This window comes from Pseudomonas sp. G166, from assembly GCF_037027455.2.
In the GTDB taxonomy this organism is placed as follows: domain Bacteria; phylum Pseudomonadota; class Gammaproteobacteria; order Pseudomonadales; family Pseudomonadaceae; genus Aquipseudomonas.
Map to the genome: position 1 here is coordinate 2,577,433 of NZ_CP146985.1, position 20,281 is coordinate 2,597,713.

The 20,281-nt window shown below is 61.0% G+C and carries 24 protein-coding genes; 12 read left to right on the forward strand and 12 right to left on the reverse strand.

What is annotated here, in order from left to right; translation table 11 throughout:
• Positions 1-4: 4 nt before the first annotated feature.
• The 9 genes from fliJ (at position 5) to fliR (ending at position 6,286) form a co-directional block, all read left to right on the forward strand.
• Positions 5-475, forward strand: a complete 471-nt coding sequence (fliJ, locus tag SGN16_RS11630) for a flagellar export protein FliJ (RefSeq protein WP_335944086.1) — start codon at positions 5-7, stop codon at positions 473-475.
• An 8-nt stretch (positions 476-483) separates the two neighbouring features.
• Entirely contained in the window at positions 484-1,896 is a 1,413-nt protein-coding gene (locus SGN16_RS11635) for a flagellar hook-length control protein FliK (protein WP_335944087.1), read from the forward strand.
• Positions 1,897-2,018: 122 nt separating this feature from the next.
• The gene (fliL, locus tag SGN16_RS11640; RefSeq protein ID WP_335944088.1) at positions 2,019-2,492 is read left to right on the forward strand and encodes a flagellar basal body-associated protein FliL; all 474 of its coding nucleotides are present in this window, start codon (positions 2,019-2,021) and stop codon (positions 2,490-2,492) included.
• 3 nt (positions 2,493-2,495) lie between these two features.
• On the forward strand, positions 2,496-3,551 hold the full coding sequence (gene fliM, locus SGN16_RS11645; RefSeq protein WP_335944089.1) for a flagellar motor switch protein FliM: 1,056 nt from the start codon (positions 2,496-2,498) through the stop codon (positions 3,549-3,551).
• Positions 3,544-4,014: a flagellar motor switch protein FliN gene (fliN, locus tag SGN16_RS11650; RefSeq protein WP_335944090.1), complete on the forward strand. Its 471-nt coding sequence runs from the start codon at positions 3,544-3,546 to the stop codon at positions 4,012-4,014. Before fliM ends, fliN begins: the two co-directional genes overlap by 8 nt.
• On the forward strand, positions 4,011-4,430 hold the full coding sequence (gene fliO, locus SGN16_RS11655; protein WP_335944091.1) for a flagellar biosynthetic protein FliO: 420 nt from the start codon (positions 4,011-4,013) through the stop codon (positions 4,428-4,430). The genes fliN and fliO overlap by 4 nt, the downstream gene beginning before the upstream one ends.
• Before the next feature lie 68 nt (positions 4,431-4,498).
• On the forward strand, positions 4,499-5,197 hold the full coding sequence (gene fliP / locus SGN16_RS11660) for a flagellar type III secretion system pore protein FliP (protein WP_335944288.1): 699 nt from the start codon (positions 4,499-4,501) through the stop codon (positions 5,195-5,197).
• Positions 5,198-5,222: 25 nt separating this feature from the next.
• Positions 5,223-5,492 carry a flagellar biosynthesis protein FliQ gene (gene fliQ / locus SGN16_RS11665; protein ID WP_335944092.1) on the forward strand — a complete coding sequence of 90 codons (270 nt, stop codon included), beginning with the start codon at positions 5,223-5,225 and terminating at the stop codon, positions 5,490-5,492.
• A gap of 5 nt (positions 5,493-5,497) precedes the next feature.
• A complete protein-coding gene (fliR, locus tag SGN16_RS11670) occupies positions 5,498-6,286 on the forward strand; it encodes a flagellar biosynthetic protein FliR (protein ID WP_335944093.1) in 789 nt (262 codons plus the stop codon).
• Between the two features lie 141 nt (positions 6,287-6,427).
• On the opposite strand, the gene flgL is transcribed toward fliR, so the two are convergent.
• The 11 genes from flgL to flgB form a co-directional block, all read right to left on the reverse strand.
• Positions 6,428-7,624, reverse strand: a complete 1,197-nt coding sequence (gene flgL / locus SGN16_RS11675; RefSeq protein WP_335944094.1) for a flagellar hook-associated protein FlgL — start codon at positions 7,622-7,624, stop codon at positions 6,428-6,430.
• Positions 7,625-7,650: 26 nt separating this feature from the next.
• The gene (flgK, locus tag SGN16_RS11680) at positions 7,651-9,261 is read right to left on the reverse strand and encodes a flagellar hook-associated protein FlgK (protein ID WP_335944095.1); all 1,611 of its coding nucleotides are present in this window, start codon (positions 9,259-9,261) and stop codon (positions 7,651-7,653) included.
• Positions 9,262-9,411: 150 nt separating this feature from the next.
• Positions 9,412-10,374 (reverse strand): flagellar assembly peptidoglycan hydrolase FlgJ, encoded by a 963-nt coding sequence (gene flgJ / locus SGN16_RS11685; protein WP_335944096.1) that lies wholly within the window; start codon positions 10,372-10,374, stop codon positions 9,412-9,414.
• Entirely contained in the window at positions 10,374-11,528 is a 1,155-nt protein-coding gene (locus tag SGN16_RS11690) for a flagellar basal body P-ring protein FlgI (protein WP_335944097.1), read from the reverse strand. Before SGN16_RS11690 ends, flgJ begins: the two co-directional genes overlap by 1 nt.
• Before the next feature lie 11 nt (positions 11,529-11,539).
• Positions 11,540-12,184, reverse strand: coding sequence for a flagellar basal body L-ring protein FlgH (locus SGN16_RS11695; protein WP_335944098.1), 645 nt, complete (start codon positions 12,182-12,184; stop codon positions 11,540-11,542).
• A 59-nt stretch (positions 12,185-12,243) separates the two neighbouring features.
• Positions 12,244-13,026, reverse strand: coding sequence for a flagellar basal-body rod protein FlgG (gene flgG / locus SGN16_RS11700; protein ID WP_058546269.1), 783 nt, complete (start codon positions 13,024-13,026; stop codon positions 12,244-12,246).
• Between the two features lie 31 nt (positions 13,027-13,057).
• On the reverse strand, positions 13,058-13,813 hold the full coding sequence (locus SGN16_RS11705) for a flagellar basal body rod protein FlgF (RefSeq protein ID WP_335944099.1): 756 nt from the start codon (positions 13,811-13,813) through the stop codon (positions 13,058-13,060).
• A 3-nt stretch (positions 13,814-13,816) separates the two neighbouring features.
• Complete coding sequence (gene flgE / locus SGN16_RS11710; RefSeq protein ID WP_335944100.1) at positions 13,817-14,965, reverse strand: flagellar hook protein FlgE; 1,149 nt, start codon at positions 14,963-14,965, stop codon at positions 13,817-13,819.
• Between the two features lie 82 nt (positions 14,966-15,047).
• Positions 15,048-15,725: a flagellar hook assembly protein FlgD gene (locus tag SGN16_RS11715; RefSeq protein ID WP_335944101.1), complete on the reverse strand. Its 678-nt coding sequence runs from the start codon at positions 15,723-15,725 to the stop codon at positions 15,048-15,050.
• A 3-nt stretch (positions 15,726-15,728) separates the two neighbouring features.
• Positions 15,729-16,136: a flagellar basal body rod protein FlgC gene (gene flgC, locus SGN16_RS11720; RefSeq protein WP_335944102.1), complete on the reverse strand. Its 408-nt coding sequence runs from the start codon at positions 16,134-16,136 to the stop codon at positions 15,729-15,731.
• Between the two features lie 15 nt (positions 16,137-16,151).
• Entirely contained in the window at positions 16,152-16,565 is a 414-nt protein-coding gene (flgB, locus tag SGN16_RS11725) for a flagellar basal body rod protein FlgB (protein WP_335944103.1), read from the reverse strand.
• 162 nt (positions 16,566-16,727) lie between these two features.
• Between flgB and flgA the strand changes: the two genes are divergently transcribed.
• From flgA to SGN16_RS11740, 3 genes are all read left to right on the forward strand, one after another.
• A complete protein-coding gene (gene flgA / locus SGN16_RS11730; RefSeq protein ID WP_335944104.1) occupies positions 16,728-17,438 on the forward strand; it encodes a flagellar basal body P-ring formation chaperone FlgA in 711 nt (236 codons plus the stop codon).
• 86 nt (positions 17,439-17,524) lie between these two features.
• On the forward strand, positions 17,525-17,821 hold the full coding sequence (flgM, locus tag SGN16_RS11735) for a flagellar biosynthesis anti-sigma factor FlgM (protein ID WP_335944105.1): 297 nt from the start codon (positions 17,525-17,527) through the stop codon (positions 17,819-17,821).
• 39 nt (positions 17,822-17,860) lie between these two features.
• On the forward strand, positions 17,861-18,292 hold the full coding sequence (locus tag SGN16_RS11740; RefSeq protein WP_335944106.1) for a flagellar protein FlgN: 432 nt from the start codon (positions 17,861-17,863) through the stop codon (positions 18,290-18,292).
• A gap of 93 nt (positions 18,293-18,385) precedes the next feature.
• On the opposite strand, the gene SGN16_RS11745 is transcribed toward SGN16_RS11740, so the two are convergent.
• Positions 18,386-20,158: an acyl-CoA dehydrogenase C-terminal domain-containing protein gene (locus SGN16_RS11745; RefSeq protein WP_335944107.1), complete on the reverse strand. Its 1,773-nt coding sequence runs from the start codon at positions 20,156-20,158 to the stop codon at positions 18,386-18,388.
• Between the last annotated feature and the right edge of the window lie 123 nt (positions 20,159-20,281).

Below are 20,281 nucleotides of genomic sequence, written 5' to 3' on the forward strand. Positions count from 1 at the left end.
AACGATGGCAAACCAGTCCCTTGACCTGCTTATCGAACTGTCCGCCAAAGCGCGGGATGTGGCGGCGCGTGCATTGGCGCAGAGTCGCCAGGCCGAGCAGCAGGTGATCAATCAGTTGCGCACACTGGATGAGTACCAGCAGGAGTACCGGCAGAACCTGCAACGCGAACTGCTCAAGGAGGGTATGAGCCCTTCGGCCCTTACGAATTACCGGGGCTTTCTCCACTCGCTGGAAGAGGCCGTCGACCGGGCGCAAAAGAGCCTGGAGCGTCATCGAAAACAGGTGGCCCAGCATCAACTGACCTGGATGGCGCAGTGGCGCAAGGTCAGCGCTTTTGAAGCCTTGCTCAGCCGTCGGGCCCAGCAGCAGCGGTTGCAGGCCGGGCGTGTCGAGCAACGGCAAACCGATGAGATGGCCAGCCAGTTGCGTCAGCGTCTGGACCGTTTCCTGACCTCCATCGACAGCCGTTTCTAGAGGACACCATGGATATCATCGCTTCGTTCGCCTCATCGTCGGCGGCCTTGCCTCAAACTGATGTATCAAGCCAGCCCCAGGACAGGACTGCCGAGCCCTTTGCGTCAGTACTGAGTCAACTGAGCGAGACCGCAGCGAACAATGATCCGGCGGGGCCTGCGGTTTCGACCGAGGGCAGCCAGGCCCAGGCGGGGACGGCGGTGTCGGACACCGAGCCGCCTGCACCTGCCCCCACGTCTTCGACGATCAACCAGACGGTGGCTTCAGCGAGCGATGACGCTGCTGCGTTCGATGAGACTGGCCTGTCGACGATGTTGCCAGTGGCAGTGACAGAGGAGGCCGTGTTCGAGCCGGTCCAGCAACCGGAACAGACGCTCCCGCCGTCTCCTGCTGTTCAATCGGGCCAGCAAGCGGCCGCCGCCTGGGCCGAACAGGATGCCCGGCCTACGGACGCGGATCCCGATCTGGATCTCTACGCCACGGCGGCGGACCTGGGTGAAGACGTTCAGCAGGATGCCTTGAACGGTACGGACGCTCGTGACAGCACGCTGGAGGATATTCGTCAGCGCATGGATCTGATTCAAAGTGCCGGCCAGCTTGATCCTGCGTTGTTGGTCGTGGCACCCATGGTGCCTCAACCGGTCGTGGCACTTGCTCCCGCCAGCCAGGCAGTTGTGCCGGCGGATCCTGATGCATTGACCAGTCCCAATACAAACCTGCCGGCAGCGAATCTGAGGTCTGTGGGCAGCGAGCCTGAGGCCGTTCTGGATACGTCCGTGCAGATGGAGGGGCAGGGCGCTGTGCCGGCATTGGGCGGTGCGGTTACCGATGCGCCGCAAGACGGGCGTACCCAAAGTGACAACGTGCCAGTCGCCGGACAGGTCGATAGCTCCGCCAGTGGCGACGTGACCGGCGTTTTCAACTTGGCAGCGTTGGCCTTGAACAGTATTGGGGTGAGTAATACCGACAAAGTCGCGGCCAATGGCCTGGTGCTTTCTGCCGCCATTGGCACGGCTGATTGGCAGGACGGCCTGGGGCAACAGGTGATCGACATGATCACGCGCGGTGATCAACAGGTCGACCTGAGGTTGAACCCGGCCGGGCTCGGCCCGTTGTCCGTCAGCCTCAATCTCAATGACGGCAATACTCAGGCGCAGTTCCAATCGGCGCATGCCTCGGTGCGTTCCGCGGTGGAGCAGGCGTTGCCGCAGCTGCGAGAGGCCCTGGCTTCCCAGGGCATTTCGTTGGGCCAGGCTTCGGTCAGCGATGAGTCCTCTCGTCAGGCGTCGGGCGACCAGGCTCGGCACGACGCCCAAGGCAGTCGCACTGGCGTGAACGCTCTCGCCACGGCGCCACGTGAAGATGACGCACCGGTACAAAGCATCGTTGTGCGCAGCTCGGGCGTCGACTTGTACGTCTGAATAACAAATCAAAACAGCAAGATACCGTCGTTACCCTGGTCTTATCGCCCCATGGGGAGACGGGAGGGTTGGTCATACTTGAGCCCTGCCCACCGTTCTCCTTCTTTCCAGGGTTCCAAGCAATGACCACCACCCGCAAAACCCCCTGGCTCCTGATTGTGTCGCTGGCGATAGTCGCGGCGGCAGCCAGCTCCGGCGGCATGTATGTCTTTATGAGCCACGACAGGACCGCTATCGACGAGACGGTGAAAGTCAACGCCGTGGAGAACAAACCCCAGGCACCGCGGCTGGTCACGATTGCTCCGATGACGGTCAATCTTCAGAACGAGCGCAATGAGCAAAGCCTGTTGTATGTGGGGTTTGCGCTGGAAGTTGGAAATGATTCGACACAGCTGCTCCTGCAACAGTACATGCCGCAGATTCGCAGCCAGCTTTTGACACTGTTGAGTGGACAGGACAGCACGCAATTGGCCAATCCGCAGGGCAAGGAGCGCCTCGCTGCCAACATCCTCGAAATGCTCAAACACTCCCTGACGGCACAGCAGCCCGAGCTGTCGGTGCTCAACGTTCTGTACACCGACTTTATCGTGCAGTGATCCATGGCCATAGACGATCTGCTCTCCCAGGACGAAATCGACATGTTGATTCGCGGAGGTGTCGACAGCGACGCCCCGGATGATGTCGCTACACTCAAGGATGTCGATGTTCGTCCGTATGACCCGGCGACTCAGCATCGGGTGATCCATGAGCGCTTGCACGCTCTGGATATCATCAATGAGCGTTTCGCCCGCTACTTCCGCATGAGCCTGTTCAACCTGATCAGGCGCAGCATCGATATCACCGTCACCAGCGTGCGCTATCAAAGCTACAGCGACTTTTCCCTGCACATGCCGATGCCCACCAACATCAATCTGTTGGCGATGAAGCCGTTGCGCGGTACCGCGTTGGTGGTCTTTCCGCCCAGTGTGGTGTTCATGGTCGTGGACAACCTGTTCGGTGGGGATGGCCGGTTCGTGACCAAGTCCGAAGGCCGGGAATTCACCCACACCGAGCAGCGCATCATCCGACGTTTGCTGGGCTTGTCGGTGGACGCCTACAAGGACGCGTGGAAGTCCGTCTATCCCCTGGAAATCGAATACCTGCGTTCGGAGATGCAGGCCAAGTTCGCCAACATCACCAGTTCGCCCAATGAAATCGTGGTGAATGCCACGTTCCATTTGGAAGTCGGCAACCTCTCCAGCGATTTCAACATCGTGATCCCCTACCTGATGATCGAGCCGATGCGCCAGTTGCTGAACGGCCCTCTGACCGATGTCAATCCCGAAGAGGAGCGGCAATGGAACAAGCGCATGGCTGGGGAAATTACCCACTCGGAGATCGAGCTGATCGCCGACTTTGTCGAGATGGATGCGCGGGTCGGGCAAGTCATGGCGCTGAAAGTCGGTGACGTCCTGCCTATCGAACTGCCTGACATCGTCAGCGCTCGAGTCGACGGGGTGCCTGTCATGAAGTGCGAATTCGGTAGCCAGAACGGCGTGCGTGCGCTGTTGGTGAAGGAGTTGGTCGATCACTCCGTGGGCTTTGCCTCTTCCACCTCAACCAGCAAGTTCATCAAGGGCCATGTGTCCACCGCCAAGGAGTCTGACCATGACTGATTCAAGCCAAATCGAGCCACAAGAGGCCGATGACTGGGCCAGCGCCATGGCCGAGCAGGGCGTTGAGCCCGAGACCGATGACCCTTGGGCCACGGCCCTGGCCGAACAGGGCGAGGCGCAGGAGAGCGCTGAGCATGTTGCCGCGGGTGCCGGTACCAGCGTCTTCAAACCACTGCCGGTGCCGCCGCCGGTGGCCGCCGCGCGGGAACTGGAAATGATCATGGACATTCCGGTCAAGTTGAGCGTCGAGCTTGGCCGTACGCGGATCACCATCAAGCAGTTGCTCGAGCTGGCCCAGGGTTCGGTACTGGCGCTCGATGGCCTGGCGGGCGAGCCGATGGACATCTTGATCAACAGCTATCTGATCGCCCAGGGGGAAGTGGTGGTCGTGGATGAGAAGTACGGTATCCGGATCACGGAAATCATTACCCCTTCCGAACGCGTACAAAAGCTCAACCGATGAGTCAGTTCAGCCAGACACCCCCGGTGCCCCTTGGCGTCCCCTCGGACAGCCTGATGAACCTGGCATTGCTCGGCAAGACAGCGTTGGCGCTGGGGCTGGTGGTCGCCTGCGTCTTGCTCTGCGGCTGGGTCGTGCGTCGTGCCGGAGTGCGTGCGTTGACGCCCGGTAAAGTGATGCGCGTGGTCAGCAGCACGAGTCTGGGGCAACGCGAGAAAGTGGTGATCGTCGAAGTCCAGGGCAAGTGGCTGGTGCTGGGCGTGACGGCGCAACAGGTCAGCGCGCTATCGCAGATGGATGCACCGCCAGCCGACCCGGAGGGCAGCGCCGCGAATGGTGATGGTTTTGCCGAGCGCCTGGCCGCGGCCCTGCGGCGCAGTGGCCCGCGCAGCGACCATCAACCGGGGAGCCCGTCATGAACTCGTCGGTTTTTTTTGCGCGGGGCTTGAAGCGGGCGGCGCTGTCTGTCCTGTTGCTGGTCTCGCTGATGGCCAAGGCCCAGGCGGAACCGGGGATGCAAGAACTGGCCGCCTTCACCGGGCAGGCTGGCGGCCAGCAATGGTCACTGAGCCTGCAAACCCTGTTGCTGCTCAGTGCCATGGCGTTCTTGCCGGCAGTGTTGCTGATGATGACTGGCTTCACCCGCATCATCATCGTCCTGGGTTTGCTGCGTACCGCCATTGGCACCACCTCGGCGCCACCGAACCAGGTGCTGTTGGGGCTGTCGCTGTTCCTGACGTTTTTCGTCATGTCCCCGACCCTCGATCAGGCCTATGAAAAGGCCTGGCTGCCATTCTCCAAGGACGAGATCACGGTTGAGCAATTTCTCGACCAGGCGAGTCAGCCGTTCCGCGCATTCATGCTGACCCAGACCCGCCAGGGCGACCTCGCGCTGTTCGCACGTCTGGCTCAGATCGAAGACTTGCAAGGCCCCGAAGATGTCCCGATGCGGGTGTTGCTGCCGTCCTTCGTCACCAGCGAACTGAAGACGGCTTTCCAGGCCGGTTTCACGATCTTCATTCCGTTTTTGATCATCGATCTGGTGGTCGCCAGCGTGCTCATGGCGCTGGGCATGATGATGGTGCCGCCGTCGACGATTTCGCTGCCGTTCAAACTGATGCTGTTTGTGCTGGTCGATGGCTGGCAGCTGTTGCTCGGCTCACTGGCGCAAAGTTTTTTCACCTGATGATGTGGCTTGGAGGACGTGGACAATGACACCGGAAATGGTCATGGACCTGGCTTACAAAGGGATGCGCATGAGCATGATCGTGGCGGGCCCCGTGCTATTCGTGACCCTGTTTATCGGGTTGCTGGTGAGCCTGTTTCAGGCCGCGACGCAGATCAACGAATCCACGCTGTCGTTCATCCCTAAAATTATCGGCGTGTGCGTGGTGCTGGTGCTGGCCGGCCCGCTGATCATGGAAATGCTGGTCGACTATACCCGCGCGCTGTTTAGCAGCTTGCCTACGCTGATCGGCTGACGTCGGTGATCGAAGTCAGTTCGGCGCAATTGCAACTCTGGGTAAGCAGCTTCTTCTGGCCGTTCTGTCGAGTGCTGGCGTTCCTGATGAGCGACCCGATCCTGGGGCATAAGAACGTCTCGAGCCAGGTGAAGGTGGGCCTGGCAATGCTCCTGGCTTTCCTGCTCACACCCAATCTGCCACCGATGCCGGATGTCGCCCTGTTTTCATGGGCCGGTTTGGGGGTGATTGTGGAACAGGTGTTGATCGGCATGTCCCTGGGCATGGTCATGCGCGTCACGCTGGCGGTGGTCGAGATGGCCGGCGACATTTGCGGTATGCAGATGGGCCTGGCCTTCGCCACGTTCTTTTCTGCCGATACCAGCACCAACAGCCTGGTGCTGTCGCGCTTTTTGAGCATGATCACGATCCTCATGTTTCTGGCGCTGGACGGGCATTTGATGGTGCTTGAGCTGCTGGCGGCGACGTTCAAGAGCCTGCCGATCGGCAACGTGCACTTCGATCCCAATGCCTGGAACCTGATCGCTCGCTATGGCAGCACAATTTTCCTCACCGGCCTTTTACTGGCGCTGCCAATGGTCGGCACGCTGCTGATCATCAACCTGGCCATGGGTATCCTCAACCGCGTCTCGCCACAATTGACGGTGTTCTCCGTGGGCTTCCCGGCGACGCTGTGTGTGGGCTTGATATTGCTGATGGTGGTGATGGGCGACCTGGGGCAGTTTCTGGCCAGGTTGATGACCCACACCCTGCAACTCATGCAATACCTGATCGATCACATGGCGCGCTCCTGAAACCACTCGGGCACCCCTGCCAGACCCTGTGAAGCGGGGCTTGCCCGCGAAGAACGATGACGCGTAATACCTGAAAAGCCGCGCTGCATTCTTCGCGGGCAAGCCACATTCCCGCAGGGTTTGCGAGACTCTTGTGCGGCTTCAGATGTACTCGAACAACGACATTTCCTGAAGACTGACGAAGGTTTGCTGGGCTGCCTGCAGCGCGACTTGCAGAGAGGTGTACTCAGTGACGGATTCGGTGTAGTCGGCATCCACCAGGCCGGACAGGCGTTCGGTGTAGCTGAGTGCCAGGTCATCACCGATGGTGTCGAGCACTTCCAGCTGATTCAACCGTGAGCCCACCGAGGTCAGTACGGTGAGGACGTTGTCCTGGGCGTTGCTCAGTTCGCGGCTGGCCGTGGACAGGGTGTTGCTCAGGCTGGCTTGATCCGCTTCGGTCTCCACCGGCGTCTGCAACGCTGTGATCAGGCCTTTCAACGTTGCGAACAGGTCCGGGTCGGCATCGGCCGCGGCGCTGACGGTGATGGTATCGCCGTCGGACGGGGCACCGCTGAGGGTCAGGGAGAGCCCGTTGGCTTCAAGGGTGTCGCCCGAGGTATACGCAACCGGGTCTGCGCCATCGATGCTGTATTGGGCCGTGCCGTCGGCGGCTGTGCTGAAGGTCACGGTAAAACCGGTGCCGTAGTTGGCATCCTCGGTGTCGGTGATGTCGGGGCCGTCGAAGGTCACGCTGCCGCTGTTGTCGCCGGCTTCGGCAATGAAGCCTGCGGAACTGCTGACCGACAGGAAAATTGCCGCGCCGTTGTCACCGCTGGCCATGGTCTGGGTGGAGCTGACCTGTTGCGTGACGACGTTGTCATCGCCCTGGTAGACCAGCTCGCCATCGGCATTTTCGGCGAAGGCCGGGCTCTGGCTCTGATAGCCGGAAAACAGGTAATTGCCGTTGCTGTCCGTGGCGTTGGCCAAGGTCACCAGCGTGTCATAGACGCCTTGCAGCGAGGTGGCGAGGGACTCACGGTCGGCATCGCTCAAGGTGCCGTTGTTGGCTTGGACGACCAGGGCCATGGCACTGCTGATGGCATCGTTGATGCTATCGAGCGTACTTTCTTCCTGGGACAGCGAGGTGGTGATGGCGCTACGCGAGTCGGCATATTGCTCGTTGGCCGAGATCGCCTGGCGAACGTTGACGGCCTGGGCGGCGGCCAGCGAGTCGTCGGAAGGGGTGACCACTCGCGTGCCACTGGCCACTTGCTGGGCGGCGTCCTGGTAGGCGCTTTCCTGAGCGAGCATGGAATTCAAGCTTTGGTTGTAAATCGTCGCACTGCTCAGACGCATGGCGTGACGCTCCTTTGAGACGTTTATCAGTTGATGTCCAGAAGGGTGTCGAGGAGGCTGGTGCCCACTTCGACGACCTTCGCACACGCCTGGTAATACTGTTGATAGACAATAAGGTTGGCCGCCTCTTCATCAAGATTGACCCCCGATTCCGATTGCTGCAGCGTCGTCAATTGCTCGGTCAGGCCTGATTGGGTTTCCAGTTGGCCAGCGATTTTGCTGGCGGTGCTGCCCACGTCACTGACCAGTGTCGAGTAGGTCTGGCTGAGGGTAGAGGTGCCGCCTACGAGGCTGTCCGTTTGCAAATCCAGCATCGCCAGGGCGTTGGTGTTATCGCTGCTGCCGCTCGAGGTGCCGGCTGCAATCAGGCTCCCATCGCTGATCAGGGTGCTGAAACTGCTGGCGGCAGTGCGTGTAGGCAGCACCAGGAAACTGTCGCCGTCATCGACGGTGCCGCTGATGGCCACGCTCATCCCGGCGAACGCCAGGGTGCCGGAATTGCTGTCGTAGGAGGCGTCGACGCTGGCGCCAGTGTCGTTACGGGTCACACTGTAGCCGTTGGCGTCGGAGTAGCTGACGGTGTAGTCGCTGGCACTCAACTCGCTCACATCATCGGTGAAGGTCGCGGTCAGTGTCGCGTCACCGGTATTGTCGGTATTGCCATAGATGCTGGGGTCGTCGACCGAAAACAACGCTGTGCCGGTGTCGCCATTGAGGTCGATACCGGCCTGTTGCAAGGTGTTGAAGGCTTGTGTCAACGAGACCGCCAGGATCCCCAACTGGTTCTGCGTGTCGGTCAGCGTGGTGTCGCGAAACTCCATCAACCCGCCCAGGGAACCGCCTTCGAACGTTGCGTCATCCAGCACCGTGGTGTTGCCGGCGGCGTCCACGTAGGCGACCACCGTTTGGGTCGGGTCGCTGGTCGAAACACTGGTTTGCAGCTCGAAGCTGTCATTACCGGCGACCAGTGCCAGACCGTTGCTCAGGGATACGCTGTAGCTGCCGTTGTCCTGAGTGGTGACGTCGACGTCCACCAACTCACTGAGCTGGCTGACCAGCAGGTCCCGTTGATCGAGCAGATCGTTGGAGGTCGTGCCCAGGGCGTCGGCAAGGCCGATTTTCTTGTTGAGGCCGGCGATCTGCTCGGTGAGGTCATTGATTTGTGTGACTTGGTCGTCGATCTGGCTGTTCACGTCGTTCGCCATGTCGTCCAGGTAACTGCCCAATTGGGTGAACTGGGACGCCAGTGTTTCAGCTGCACCGATGACTTCTTCCCGCGCGGCCGTATCGCTGGCGTCCGAGGTCAGTGTCTGGATGGCCGAGAAGAAGCTTTGCAGCAGGGTATCGAGGCTGGCATCGCCATCGGCCAACAGGCTGTCGATCTGATCGACTTCGGTCTGGTAGGTCGAGAGTGCGCTTTCGGCACTGATCGAACTGTTGAGCTGGGTGGTGACGAACTGGTTGTACTGGCGGTCCACACTGGAAATTTGCACGCCACTGCCTGAAGTGGCTTCGGAGAAAGTGGCGACCTGCAGGGTATAGCCTTCGGTGTAGGCGTTGGTGGTGTTGTTGCTGCTGGTACTGAGGGCGATCTGTGCGGCGCTGAGGCCGCTGACGCCAATGGAAATAATGCTCATCGAGAAGCTCCTAAGCTACGTATTGCGCACTATCGGCCCCGTGAAAGTGCAACTTGACCGGTGAGCTCGATTCTTTTCAAAAACTTTTTGGCGCCGCTCCCGTGAGTGGCGCAATGACTGGCGATCGGGCCGCCGGTGCTGGGTGTTCGGTCACTGTTGCCGTTGTGCTACGGGGGGGACGCAGGGTTGTAGCGGCCCGATAGTTGCCATCACCGAGATCAGCTTTTGCGCGTACTGCGGGTCGGTGGCGTAGCCGCCTTGTTGCAAGGCGAGGGCGGCCTGTGGCGCATCCGTGGCATTGCGCGCGGCGGCGTAGCCGGGGCGGGTGCGGATCAAGCGGGCATAATCGTTGAAGGCCGCCTCATACGTCGCGTAGACGCGGAAGCTCTCGACCTGCTTTTGTGCCTCGCCTGCGGCGTATTCAGTGGTCATGACCTGCGCGGTCGGGCCTTGCCATTGGCTGCCGGCCTTGATCCCGAACAGGTTGTGGCTGTCCGCGCCATGGGCGGTGGTGATCTGGCGGCGTCCCCAATCGGTTTCCAGCGCGGCCTGGGCAAGGATCAGTTCGGCCGGCACGCCGCTGCTGCGTGCGGCTTTTTGCGCCGACTCGTTCAGCCGGGAAACGAACGCCTGCACATGCTCGGGGCGCTCGTTATCCGTGCCACTGACTTCACGGCGCTTCCACGCCTCGAACGCCTGGGTCTGGGCCACATTCGCAAAGGGCGAGGCCGCTGCGGCGCTGCGTGCCGGTGGTATGTCGAGAAACAGCGCGGCCTCGGTATCGATGTCGGTGCTGATGCCACTGGGCTTGGTGGAGTGGCTACCCAGTTGTCGAGTCAACTGCTCGGCCAGGCCGATGCCTTTTCCAGACAGGCTCTGGGCCCACTGCTGATCGAGCATCTCGGTGTACAGCTCGGTTTGCGAGTCGCTGGACATCTCTGATTTTGGAATCGCCGCCCGCATGCTTTTGAGCATCATCTGCAGGAACAAGGCTTCAAATTGCTTGCTGGCCTCTTTCAGGCTTGCCCCCGGGTCTTGCTGCGAACGACGCTTGAGTTGCTCCAGACCCTGGACATCAAGGGCAAACCCTTCGGTGCCGCCAGCCATATTCATCAGATGATCTCCAGCTCTGCCCGCAGGGAACCGGCTGCCTTGAGGGCTTGCAGGATGACCATCAGGTCTTGGGGGGTAGCTCCCAGGGCATTGAGGCCCTTGACCACGTCCATCAGGTTCGCCGTGCCTTCGAGCAAATGCAGCGAACCTCCCTGAGACTCGATGGAGATGTCGCTTTTTGACGTCACTGCGGTCTGTCCGCCACTGAAGGCACCGGGTTGGCTGACGGTATTGGTGGTGTCGATGATGACCGAGAGGTTGCCGTGAGCGACTGCCGCGCGGTAGAGCTTCACTGAGCTGTTGAGCACCACCGAGCCGGTGCGCGAATCGAGAATCACCTTGGGGCGCGTCTGGATTGGCAAGACCTCGATGCTTTCGATGCGAGCCATGAAATTGACCCGCTCATTGGGTGAACGCGGTCCCTGGATCTGGATCATGCCGCCGTCCATGGCCGACGCCACGGTATTGCGCAACTCGGCGTTGATGGCGTAGACCACGCGCTGGGCGGTGGCAGAGTCAGGTTCATGCAGGTTGAGGTTGAGCACGCCGTTGTCGGTACTCAGGTGCAGCGGAACCGCACGCTCGACAATGGCGCCTCGGCTGATGCGTCCTCCGGCCAGTTGATTGACTTGCACGCTGCTGCCGTTGGCCGAGGCGCCCGCACCGCCGACCAGCAGGTTGCCTTGCGCCACGGCATAAACCTCGCCGTCGGCGCCCTTCATGGGGGTCATCAGCAAGGTGCCGCCGCGCAAGCTGCGGGCATTACCGATCGAAGACACGACCACGTCAATCTGCAGCCCTGGGCGAGACAGCGCCGGCAGGTTGGCAGTGACGATCACTGCCGCGATATTACGCATCTGCATGTTGGCATCCGCCGGCAAGGTGACGCCCAGCTGTGACAGCATGTTGGTCAGGCCCTGTTCGGTGAACGGGCTCTGGGTGGTCTGGTCGCCGCTGCCGTCCAGGCCCACCACCAGGCCATAGCCCACCAGGCTATTGGGCCGTATCCCGGCAAAATCGGCGATGTCGCGGATCTGCTCGGCCTGTACCGCGCCGCCTGCCAGCAATGGGCTGGCACACAATAGGGAGCGCAGGATTCGGAATCCGGATCGGGCGGCGCGCAGCAGTGATTGGATGAATACAGCGTCAGCCATGGTTCCCGTACTCAAAAAGGAGAGATGTTAAGGAGGATGCGATGGAGCCAGCCCATGCGCTGCGCTTCGTTGATGTAGCCATCACCGACGTATTCGATCCGGGCCTGGGAGACCTGGGTCGACGACACCGTGTTCTCGCCGGTAATGGTCCGGGGATTGACCACGCCGGAGAACCGGATGAATTCGGTGCCCTGGTTGATTGCAATCTGCTTGTCTCCCCGTACCCGCAAGTTGCCATTGGGCATCACCTGCATGACCGTCACGGAAATCGTGCCAGTGAAGGAGTTGTTGGCCTGGGAACCGCCTCCACCGCTGAAGTCGTGGGTTGTCGAAGCGTCAAGCCCGAAGTCGCCGACCTGGGATGCGCGGCTGGAGGTGGTCGCCAGGCTCAAACCCATGGAGCCGGCGCGGTTGGCATTGGATGAGGAGGTCTTGCTGGCGCTGACTTGTTCTTCCAGTTCGATGGTCAACGTGTCGCCGACCATCCGCGGTCGCCGGTCCTCGAACAAGGGTTGCGGCCCGCGGCTACTCTGGTAGATCGAACCGTTGGCCAGCCGGGCCGGCGCCTCGGGTACCTGCATTTGCTCGTCCGGCACGACGGGCTTGCGGGGCAATTGTTCGCAGCCTGCGGTTGTCAGCAGAGCGGCCAGTACCATCGACAGAGGCCATCCCGATAAGGGCTTGTGCGCCATTTTCTGTGTCTCGAACATGGCGGTCAGAGTTGAGTCAGACGCTGTAGCATCTCGTCCGAACTCTCGACGGCCTTACTGTTGATTTCGTAGGCGCGCTGGGTCTGGATCATGCCTACCATTTCCTCCACGACGTTGACGTTGGAGGTCTCGACGTAACCCTGGGACAGGGTTCCACCGCCGTTGAGGCCGGGTGTGGTTTCGGTCGGTGAACCCGAGGCGTCCGTCTCCAGATACAGGTTCTGGCCGATGCTCTGTAAGCCTGCCGGGTTGATGAACAATGCCAGGTTCAGCTGCCCGACCTGGGTCGAGGTGGAACTGCTGGGTTGGGTCACCGAGACGATGCCGTCGGTACTGATGGAGATCGCCGTGGCGTTGGCCGGAATGGTGACGCCCGCCGAGAGCTTGTAGCCGTTGGACGTGACCATTTCGCCGTTCGAATCGAGCTGGAAGCTGCCGTCGCGGGTGTAGGCGGTGGTGCCGTCCGGCATGTCCACCTGGAAAAACCCCAAGCCATTGATGGCCAGGTCCTTGGAGTTGCTGGTTTCCTCGAGATTGCCTTGGGTATGCAGGCGTTCGGTGGCGACTTCACGCACCCCGGTACCCACCTGCAAGCCCGAAGGCAACCGGGTATCGGTACTGCTTTGTGCACCTGGCTGGCGTACGTTCTGGTACACCAGGTCTTCAAATACCGCCCGCGACCGCTTGAAGCCATTGGTGCTGACGTTGGCCAGGTTGTTGGCAATCACGTCCATTTGCCCCTGCTGGGCTTCCAGGCCGGTTTTGGCCGTCCACAGTGATCTGATCATCGATCGGTTCCTTAGTCGTTCAACCGTGAGGTCAGCCCTGCAGGGAAAGCAGGCTATTGGCGGTCTTGGCGTTTTCGTCGGCGGTGCTGATGGCTTTCATCTGCATTTCGTAGCGTCGCGAGTTGTCGATCATGGCGACCATGGCGCTGGTCGGGCTGACATTGCTGCCTTCAAGCGCGCCGGGTGTCACACGCATGGTTTCGTCGGCGGGCAGTGGTTGCACGGCGCCGCTGGCATCCGGCAGCGCGCGGAACAGGCCATCGGTGCCGGCCTGCAGGGTGCCGGGCAAGGCCGATACCAACTTCAGCCGGCCCACCGGGCTCAAGCCCCGCGGCTCCATGCCGAGCTCACGAACGCTGATCGTGCCATCGCTGCCCAGGGTGATTTCGCTGCCCAGCGGCACGGTGATCGGACCACCGTCACCGATGACCGGGCGGCCACCCACGGTCATGGCGCCGGTGCCGTCGACCTGCAAGTCACCTCGGCGGGTGTAGGCCTCTTTGCCATCGGCTGTTTGCACCGTCAGCATGCCGTTTTCACCGAGCGCGACATCCAACGCCCTGTCGGTATGGGTGATCGGCCCATCGGTCCAATCGACGCCCAACCCGTTTGCAACGACGGAAACCCGTGTGGGCAGACCCTCGCCCGCGACAGGCGAGGACTGCATTTGCACCAACTGAGAGCGAAAGCCCGGCGTCACGATATTGGCCAGGTTGTTGGCCACGACGGCTTGCTGTTCGAGGGCCTGATTGGCGCCACTCATAGCCGTGAAGAGCATGCGATCCATGCGTCAGGACCCGATGTTCACGGCTTGCTGGAGCACTTCGCTTTGTGCCGTGACCGACTTGGCGTTGGCCTGGAAGTTGCGCTGGGCGATGATCAGGTTCACTAGCTCGGCGGTCAGGTCGACGTTGGAGTCCTCGGTCGCGCCACTGAGGATCGAACCCAGCGAGCCGCTGCTGGCAACGCCCAGCAAGGCTTGGCCAGAGTCGCTGGTGGCAAGCCAGGTATTGTCGCCGTTGGACTGCAAGCCGTTTTCATTGCTGAACGTGGCCAACTGAATCTGATCGATGTCTTGGGTCTGGTCGTTGGAGTAGGTGGCAACGACCATGCCGGTATCGTCGATGGTAAAGCTCACCAGGCTACCGGAGGTGTAGCCATTTTGAGAGATGTCGGACACCTCGGAGTCGTTGCCGAACTGCGTGGTGCCGGTCAGGTCCAGTGCGATCGTCATGGCCGCGGCGCCATTGTCCGGGTCATAGGTGTAGGTGCCGGTTTCGCCGCTGGTGATCAGGCCGCTGGAGCTGAACTCCACGGTTTGTGTCTCGGCCAGCAGGTTGCCGTCGATTGCGCTATGGACTTCCCAGGTGTTCTCGGCGGTTTTGCTGAAATAGAGCGTGCTGGTGTGGCTGACACCCAGGGAATCGTAGAGGGTCGTGCTGGTTGAATAGGAGTAAGTCGAGGAATCGGTCTGGTCGAAGGTATCGGTGATGATGTCTTCGCTGGCGTCCAGGTTCAGTTCGGCGTCCACTTCGGTACTGGCGCTGGCCTGCATGCCCGCTGTCGGGATCTGAATCACGCCGTTGACGCCCAGCAGTTGATCGCCCGCGGCGTTTTCCAGGTAGCCGTCGGCGGTCAGGGTCAATTGGCCGTTGCGTGAGTACACGGTTTGCGTGCCGTCGGTGAAGGTGAAGAATCCCTCACCGTTGACCGCCAGGTCCAGCTCGTTATCGGTGGTTGTCAGGCTGCCGGAGGCAAAGTTCTGGACCACGCCGGAAACCGAGGTCCCCAGCCCGACGTCCGCGCCGGAATAAACGTCGGCGAACTGAGTCGTCGAGCTTTTGAAACCGACGGTCTGCGAGTTGGAAATGTTGTTGCTGACAACGTTGAGGTCAGTGGAAGCAGCCGACAGACCACTAAGTGCTTGGGAAAAAGCCATGGTGTTTCTCCTGGAATGCGAACGATGACTGAGCAGTCTTGGCAACTGCGGACAATGGCCGGTTATGAGTGAGGCAAGGTGTTCAAAGCACCAGACTGATGTCGCTCAGCGCGACGTTTTCATTGACGCCACCCAGATCGAGCGCCACTTCGTTGCTGCTGTCGGTGGTCACGCCTGTCACCAGGGCGTATTTCAGCGCGGTGCTGGTCACGGCGGTGTCGTCGGCAGTGGCGCTGATGGAGAAGGTGTAGGCCCCGTCGGCTGCGGTCGTGCCGTCATCCTGTAACCCGTCCCAGGTCATGGCTTGGGTGCCGGCGCTCATGTCGCCTTCATCCAGGGTACGAACCACCGTGCCGTTGCTGTCCTTGATGGTGACCGTGACGCTGTCGGCATCACTGGCCAAGGTCACGCCGAAGGTGGTGGCGACGCCACTGGCGACCTGGATGGTATTGCCGTCAATCAACACGCCGTTGCCCACTAGCGCCGAGGCTTGCAGGGTCTCGCTGGCGCTGATCTGGCTGGAGATGCCCTCCAGCGTGGTGGTCACCTCCTCGATGCTGCTGATGGTGCTGATCTGTGCCAGCTGGGTGACCATTTCGCTGTTGTCCATCGGGTCGGTCGGATCCTGGTTCTGCAATTCGGTCGTCAGCAGTGTCAGAAACTGATCCTGCAATTCATCCGAGGCCGAAGCCGTGCTTTCAGCGGTAGTACTGCTGCTGTTCATGGTCGAGAGGACCGAACTGGAAATCGTGCTAGCCATGGTTTACGCCTCACCTAGAGTCAAAGTTTTCAGCATCATTTCCTTGCTGGTAGACATGACTTCGACGTTGGCCTGGTAGGAGCGCGATGCGGAGATCATGTTGACCATTTCGCCCACGGGCTCGACGTTGGGCATGGTCACGTAGCCCTCGTCGTTGGCCAGTGGATCGCCGGGGCGGTACTCCTGGCGCATGGGGGAGCCGTCTTCGACCACCTGGCTCACGCGTACGCCGCCAATGCGGCTGCCGGTCTGGTATTGCGATTCGAAGACCACCTGGCGGGCGCGATAGGCCTCGTTATCGGGGCCGCTGGTGGTGTCGGCGTTGGCCAGGTTGCTGGCCGTTACGTTCATGCGCTGGGACTGGGCGCTGAGCGCTGAACCGGCGATATCGAAAATGCTGAACATCGACATAGTGTTCTCCCCGCGTTATTCGGATTGCATGGCGGTCTTGAGTGCCTGCAACCGGCTGCTCAGAAATGTCAGGCTTGCCTGGTACCTGACGGCGTTGTCAGTGAACTGCGCACGCTCGCGGTCCATGTCCACGGTGTTGCCATCCAGGCTGGGCTGGTCAGGCACGCGATAGAGCAGGGCACGGCTCGAGAGGCTGTCGCAGGCCGCATGCAGGTGGCGATCCGAGGTGGTCGCCAGCGTCATGCCGCGCTCGTTGGCACGACCCTTTTGCAGCGAGCTGGCCAACTCGGTGCTGAAGTCAAAATCTCGCGCCCGGAAGTTGGGGGTGTCGGCGTTGGCGATGTTGTTGGCCAATACCTGCTGGCGCTCAGCGCGCAAACTCATTGCGTCCTGCTGGAAGCGCAGCTCGTTGTCGAGCTTGTCGATCATGTCGGCGAACCTGTGCTTCAAATAATTGAACGGCTCGCAGATTAGTCCCAAGGTCGTCGATGCAAAGGCTGAAACAGGCCGCTATTTGACGACCAATTCAGGCCTTGCCTTGTCGCGAGGGAGCCTAAAATTCTCCACTCGCTACCTCAGAGGGTTGGCTCGATGACAGGTTTTTTCCGGCCTCGTGTGCTGCTCGGTCACGTCTGTCGGCGTGAATGGGTTTTGATTGCAGTGCTGCAGAGCGGCAACGCCATGGCTCAGCCGAGTGAGCTGCAAGCGCAGGTACGTCACTTGATTGAGCCGCGCCTGCCGCCTCGCAGCCAGCAGCTGCAGATCGACATCGATCAGCCGGCCGCGCGGATATTGGCGTGCGAAAGACCGTTGCCGTATCTGGTGCACCCTGAGCAAAGCGTGGTGGGTCGCGTGGCGATTGGCGTGCGTTGTGAAGGAAACGAAGGGGTAGCCGGCTATCTTCAGGTCCGTGTGAGTGCAGTCGGCGATTATGTGGTCAGCCGTCAAAGGATTGCGGCGGGTGATGTGGTCAAGGCCAATATGCTGGACATTCGACGGGGGCCATTGGAGCGCTTGCCCAAAGGGAGCGTGCTGAAGCCTGAGCAGGTCATTGGTCTTCAGGCCGGTCGCAGCTTCAGCCGGGGTGCCGCCCTGGCAGTGAACAATTTTCGCCCACGCTGGTTGGTGGAGCGCAATCAGCGTGTGGTGCTACAGGCCCAAGGCGCCGGGTTCACCATCCGGCGCGATGGCAAGGCACTGGACAACGGCAGCCTGGGTAGCAGCGTCAGGGTGCTGAGCAGCGACGGCAAACTGCTCAATGCACAGGTCGTTGGCCAGAGCGAGTTGTTACTGCGTTATTAAAAATTTTGCCGAATCCCGATCACCGGTCAAAGTTTGCCTTTTCGATTGCCGATAGTGACCCAACAACAGCCAACGAAGCATCTAACGTGAAAATCATAAGCGCTAACCTGACCAATACCCTCCCGCCGACTGACAGCAAAGTGGCCGGCACCAGCTCGCAACGAACCGAGCTCCAGACGCTGGACGCGCCGCTCGATGACGGCGTGCAGGTCTCCAGTATCAGTGCCATTGCCGATGTTCAAAGTGCGTCGGATGTCGATATGGAAAAAGTCGCGGCCCTGCGCCAGGCCATCGACAGTGGCTCCCTGCAAATCAGCGCGGAGTCGATCTACGAAGGCTTGGCGGCGAGTGCCAGAGAGACGCTCGACAGCGAGATGCCATGAGCGCTACGAAAAACCGACACCGATGAGTTTCAGGTACCTATGAGTCTGGCTAAACATTTGGAATTACAGCAGCAGGCCATCGTGGAGTTGGTCGAGCTGCTGGAGCAGGAACGCCGAGCCTTGGCTCAGGCCAGGGTCGATGGCGAAAAGCTGAGAGAGCTGACCGCCTGCAAACAAGCGGCGCTGCAGAAGCTGGAGCAGTTGGAGGCCAGTCGTTATGGGGCGCAACTGAAACTCGGCTATGGTCCTGGCCGAAAAGGCGCGTTCAGGGCGGCTCAAGAGGCCGACTGTCTGGCGGCCTGGCGGCAAATGCAGGCGTTGGCGTTGCGCGCCCGGGAAATAAATACGTCCAATGGCGCCACCCTCAGCCTGCGCATGACGTACAACCAGCGCATCGTCAGCTTCCTCGACAACCTTGCCGGCAACAAACTCTATGGTCCCGATGGTCGAGCCGTGCGCAACAGTGTTTAAGCCGTCGCATATTGTGTCCGCGGCCGGACAGTATGGGGCGACCAGGTTGTGCAGGGGCTCGACGGATGTGCAGGCGTTCGGCGTTATCCGGCCTCAGAATTGCTCCGGTTGCAGTTGCAACAGTGACGAGCTGCCGGCGCGGATGCTTTGTTCCAGGCTGAGGATGCGCGGCAGCAGACGGCTGAAGTAGAAGCTCGCGGTGCCCAGCTTGGCGCCATAGAACGTAGGGTCTGTGGTGTGTTTGTGTTCCGCTGTCTGGGCCATGCGGGCCCACATGAACGCGTAAGCGACGTAGCCGAACAAGTGCAGATATTCGACGCAGGCGCTGCCGACGGCGTGGGGGTTGAGGCTGGCCTGTTGCTGCAGCCAGTCGCTGAGGTTTTCCAGGCGTTGTACGGCGTCCAGCAGCTCGGCGGCATAGGGGGCGCCGGGCAGGTAAGCGAAGTCACGGATGTGAGCGGTGAACAGGCGCAGGGCCACGCCGCCGTTGCCCACTACTTTGCGCCCCAGCAGGTCGAGGGCTTGGATACCGTTGGTGCCTTCATAGATTTGAGCGATGCGCACGTCGCGCACCAGTTGTTCCTGGCCCCATTCGCGGATGTAGCCGTGGCCGCCGAATACCTGTTGGCCATGGATGCAACTGTCCAGTCCGGTGTCGGTGAAGAACGCCTTGGCCACTGGCGTCAGCAGGGCCACCAAGGCTTCGGCGTCATGTCGCTCTTGGGCTTGGTCGCAGAACTTGGCCAGGTCCAGTTGCTGGCCGACGTAGCAGGCAAAGGCGCGGCCGCCTTCGGTCATGGCCTTCATGCTGAGCAGCATGCGTCGCACGTCGGGATGGACGATGATCGGATCGGCGATCTTGTCCTTGGCCTGGGCGCCTGCGGGGGAACGGCTCTGGATGCGTTCCTGGGCATATCGGCGGGCGTTCTGGTACGAGGCTTCGGCGCAGCCAATGCCCTGGATGCCAATGGACAGCCGCTCGTAGTTCATCATGGTGAACATCGCCGCCAGGCCCTTGTTGGCCTCGCCGATCAGCCAGCCACTGGCACCGTCGAAATTCATCACGCAAGTGGCCGAGGCCTTGATGCCCATCTTGTGTTCGATCGAGCCGCAACTGACGGCGTTGGCTTCCCCGAGCATACCCTGCGCATCAACGCGAATTTTCGGCACAAGGAACAGCGAGATGCCCTTGGGCCCTGCGGGCGCATCCGGCAGTTTGGCCAGGACCAGGTGAATGATGTTCTCCGTCAGGTCTTGCTCACCGCCGGTGATGAAGATCTTGCTGCCGGTGATCTGGTAGCTGCCATCGGCCTGGGGTTCGGCACGGGTGCGAATGATGCCCAGGTCGGTGCCGGCATGGGCTTCTGTAAGGCACATTGAGCCGGCCCAGCGTCCCTCGTACATCGGTGGCAGGTACAGGGCCTTGAGTGCTTCGCTGGCGTGAGCGTCGATGGCCAGGCACGCGCCGGAGCTCAGCGCCGAGTACAGGGCGAAGCTGGAGTTGGCGGCGTAGAGCATTTCCTCGAACTGCACGGCGAGCATCTTCGGCATCCCCATGCCGCCATAGGCCGGGTTGCCGCTCAGACCCACCCAGCCGCCCTCGATGTAGGTCGAATACGCCGCCTTGAAGCCGCTCGGCGTGCTGACCTGGCCGTCGCGCCACTGGGCACCTTCTTCGTCGCCGCTTCGGTTGAGTGGAAAGATCAGGTTATGGGTGACCTTGGCGGCTTCTTCGAGAATCGCGTCGGCGGTGGCGGCGTCGACGGTATTCGCCAGCGCGGGCAGGCGGGCCCAGAGGCTCGGTGCGTTGAAGACTTCGTGCAGGACAAAACGCATGTCGCGCAACGGGGCGTTGAATTCGGGCATTGCAATGAACCTCATGCAAGGAAAGGAGGTGGGGATGGCTGCAGTCGCGCGGTTCTCGGATCACGATCCCAGGCATCGCTGACGTGTGGGTGCTCGCTTGTCCACGAGCCTGCCGGGCTGTCA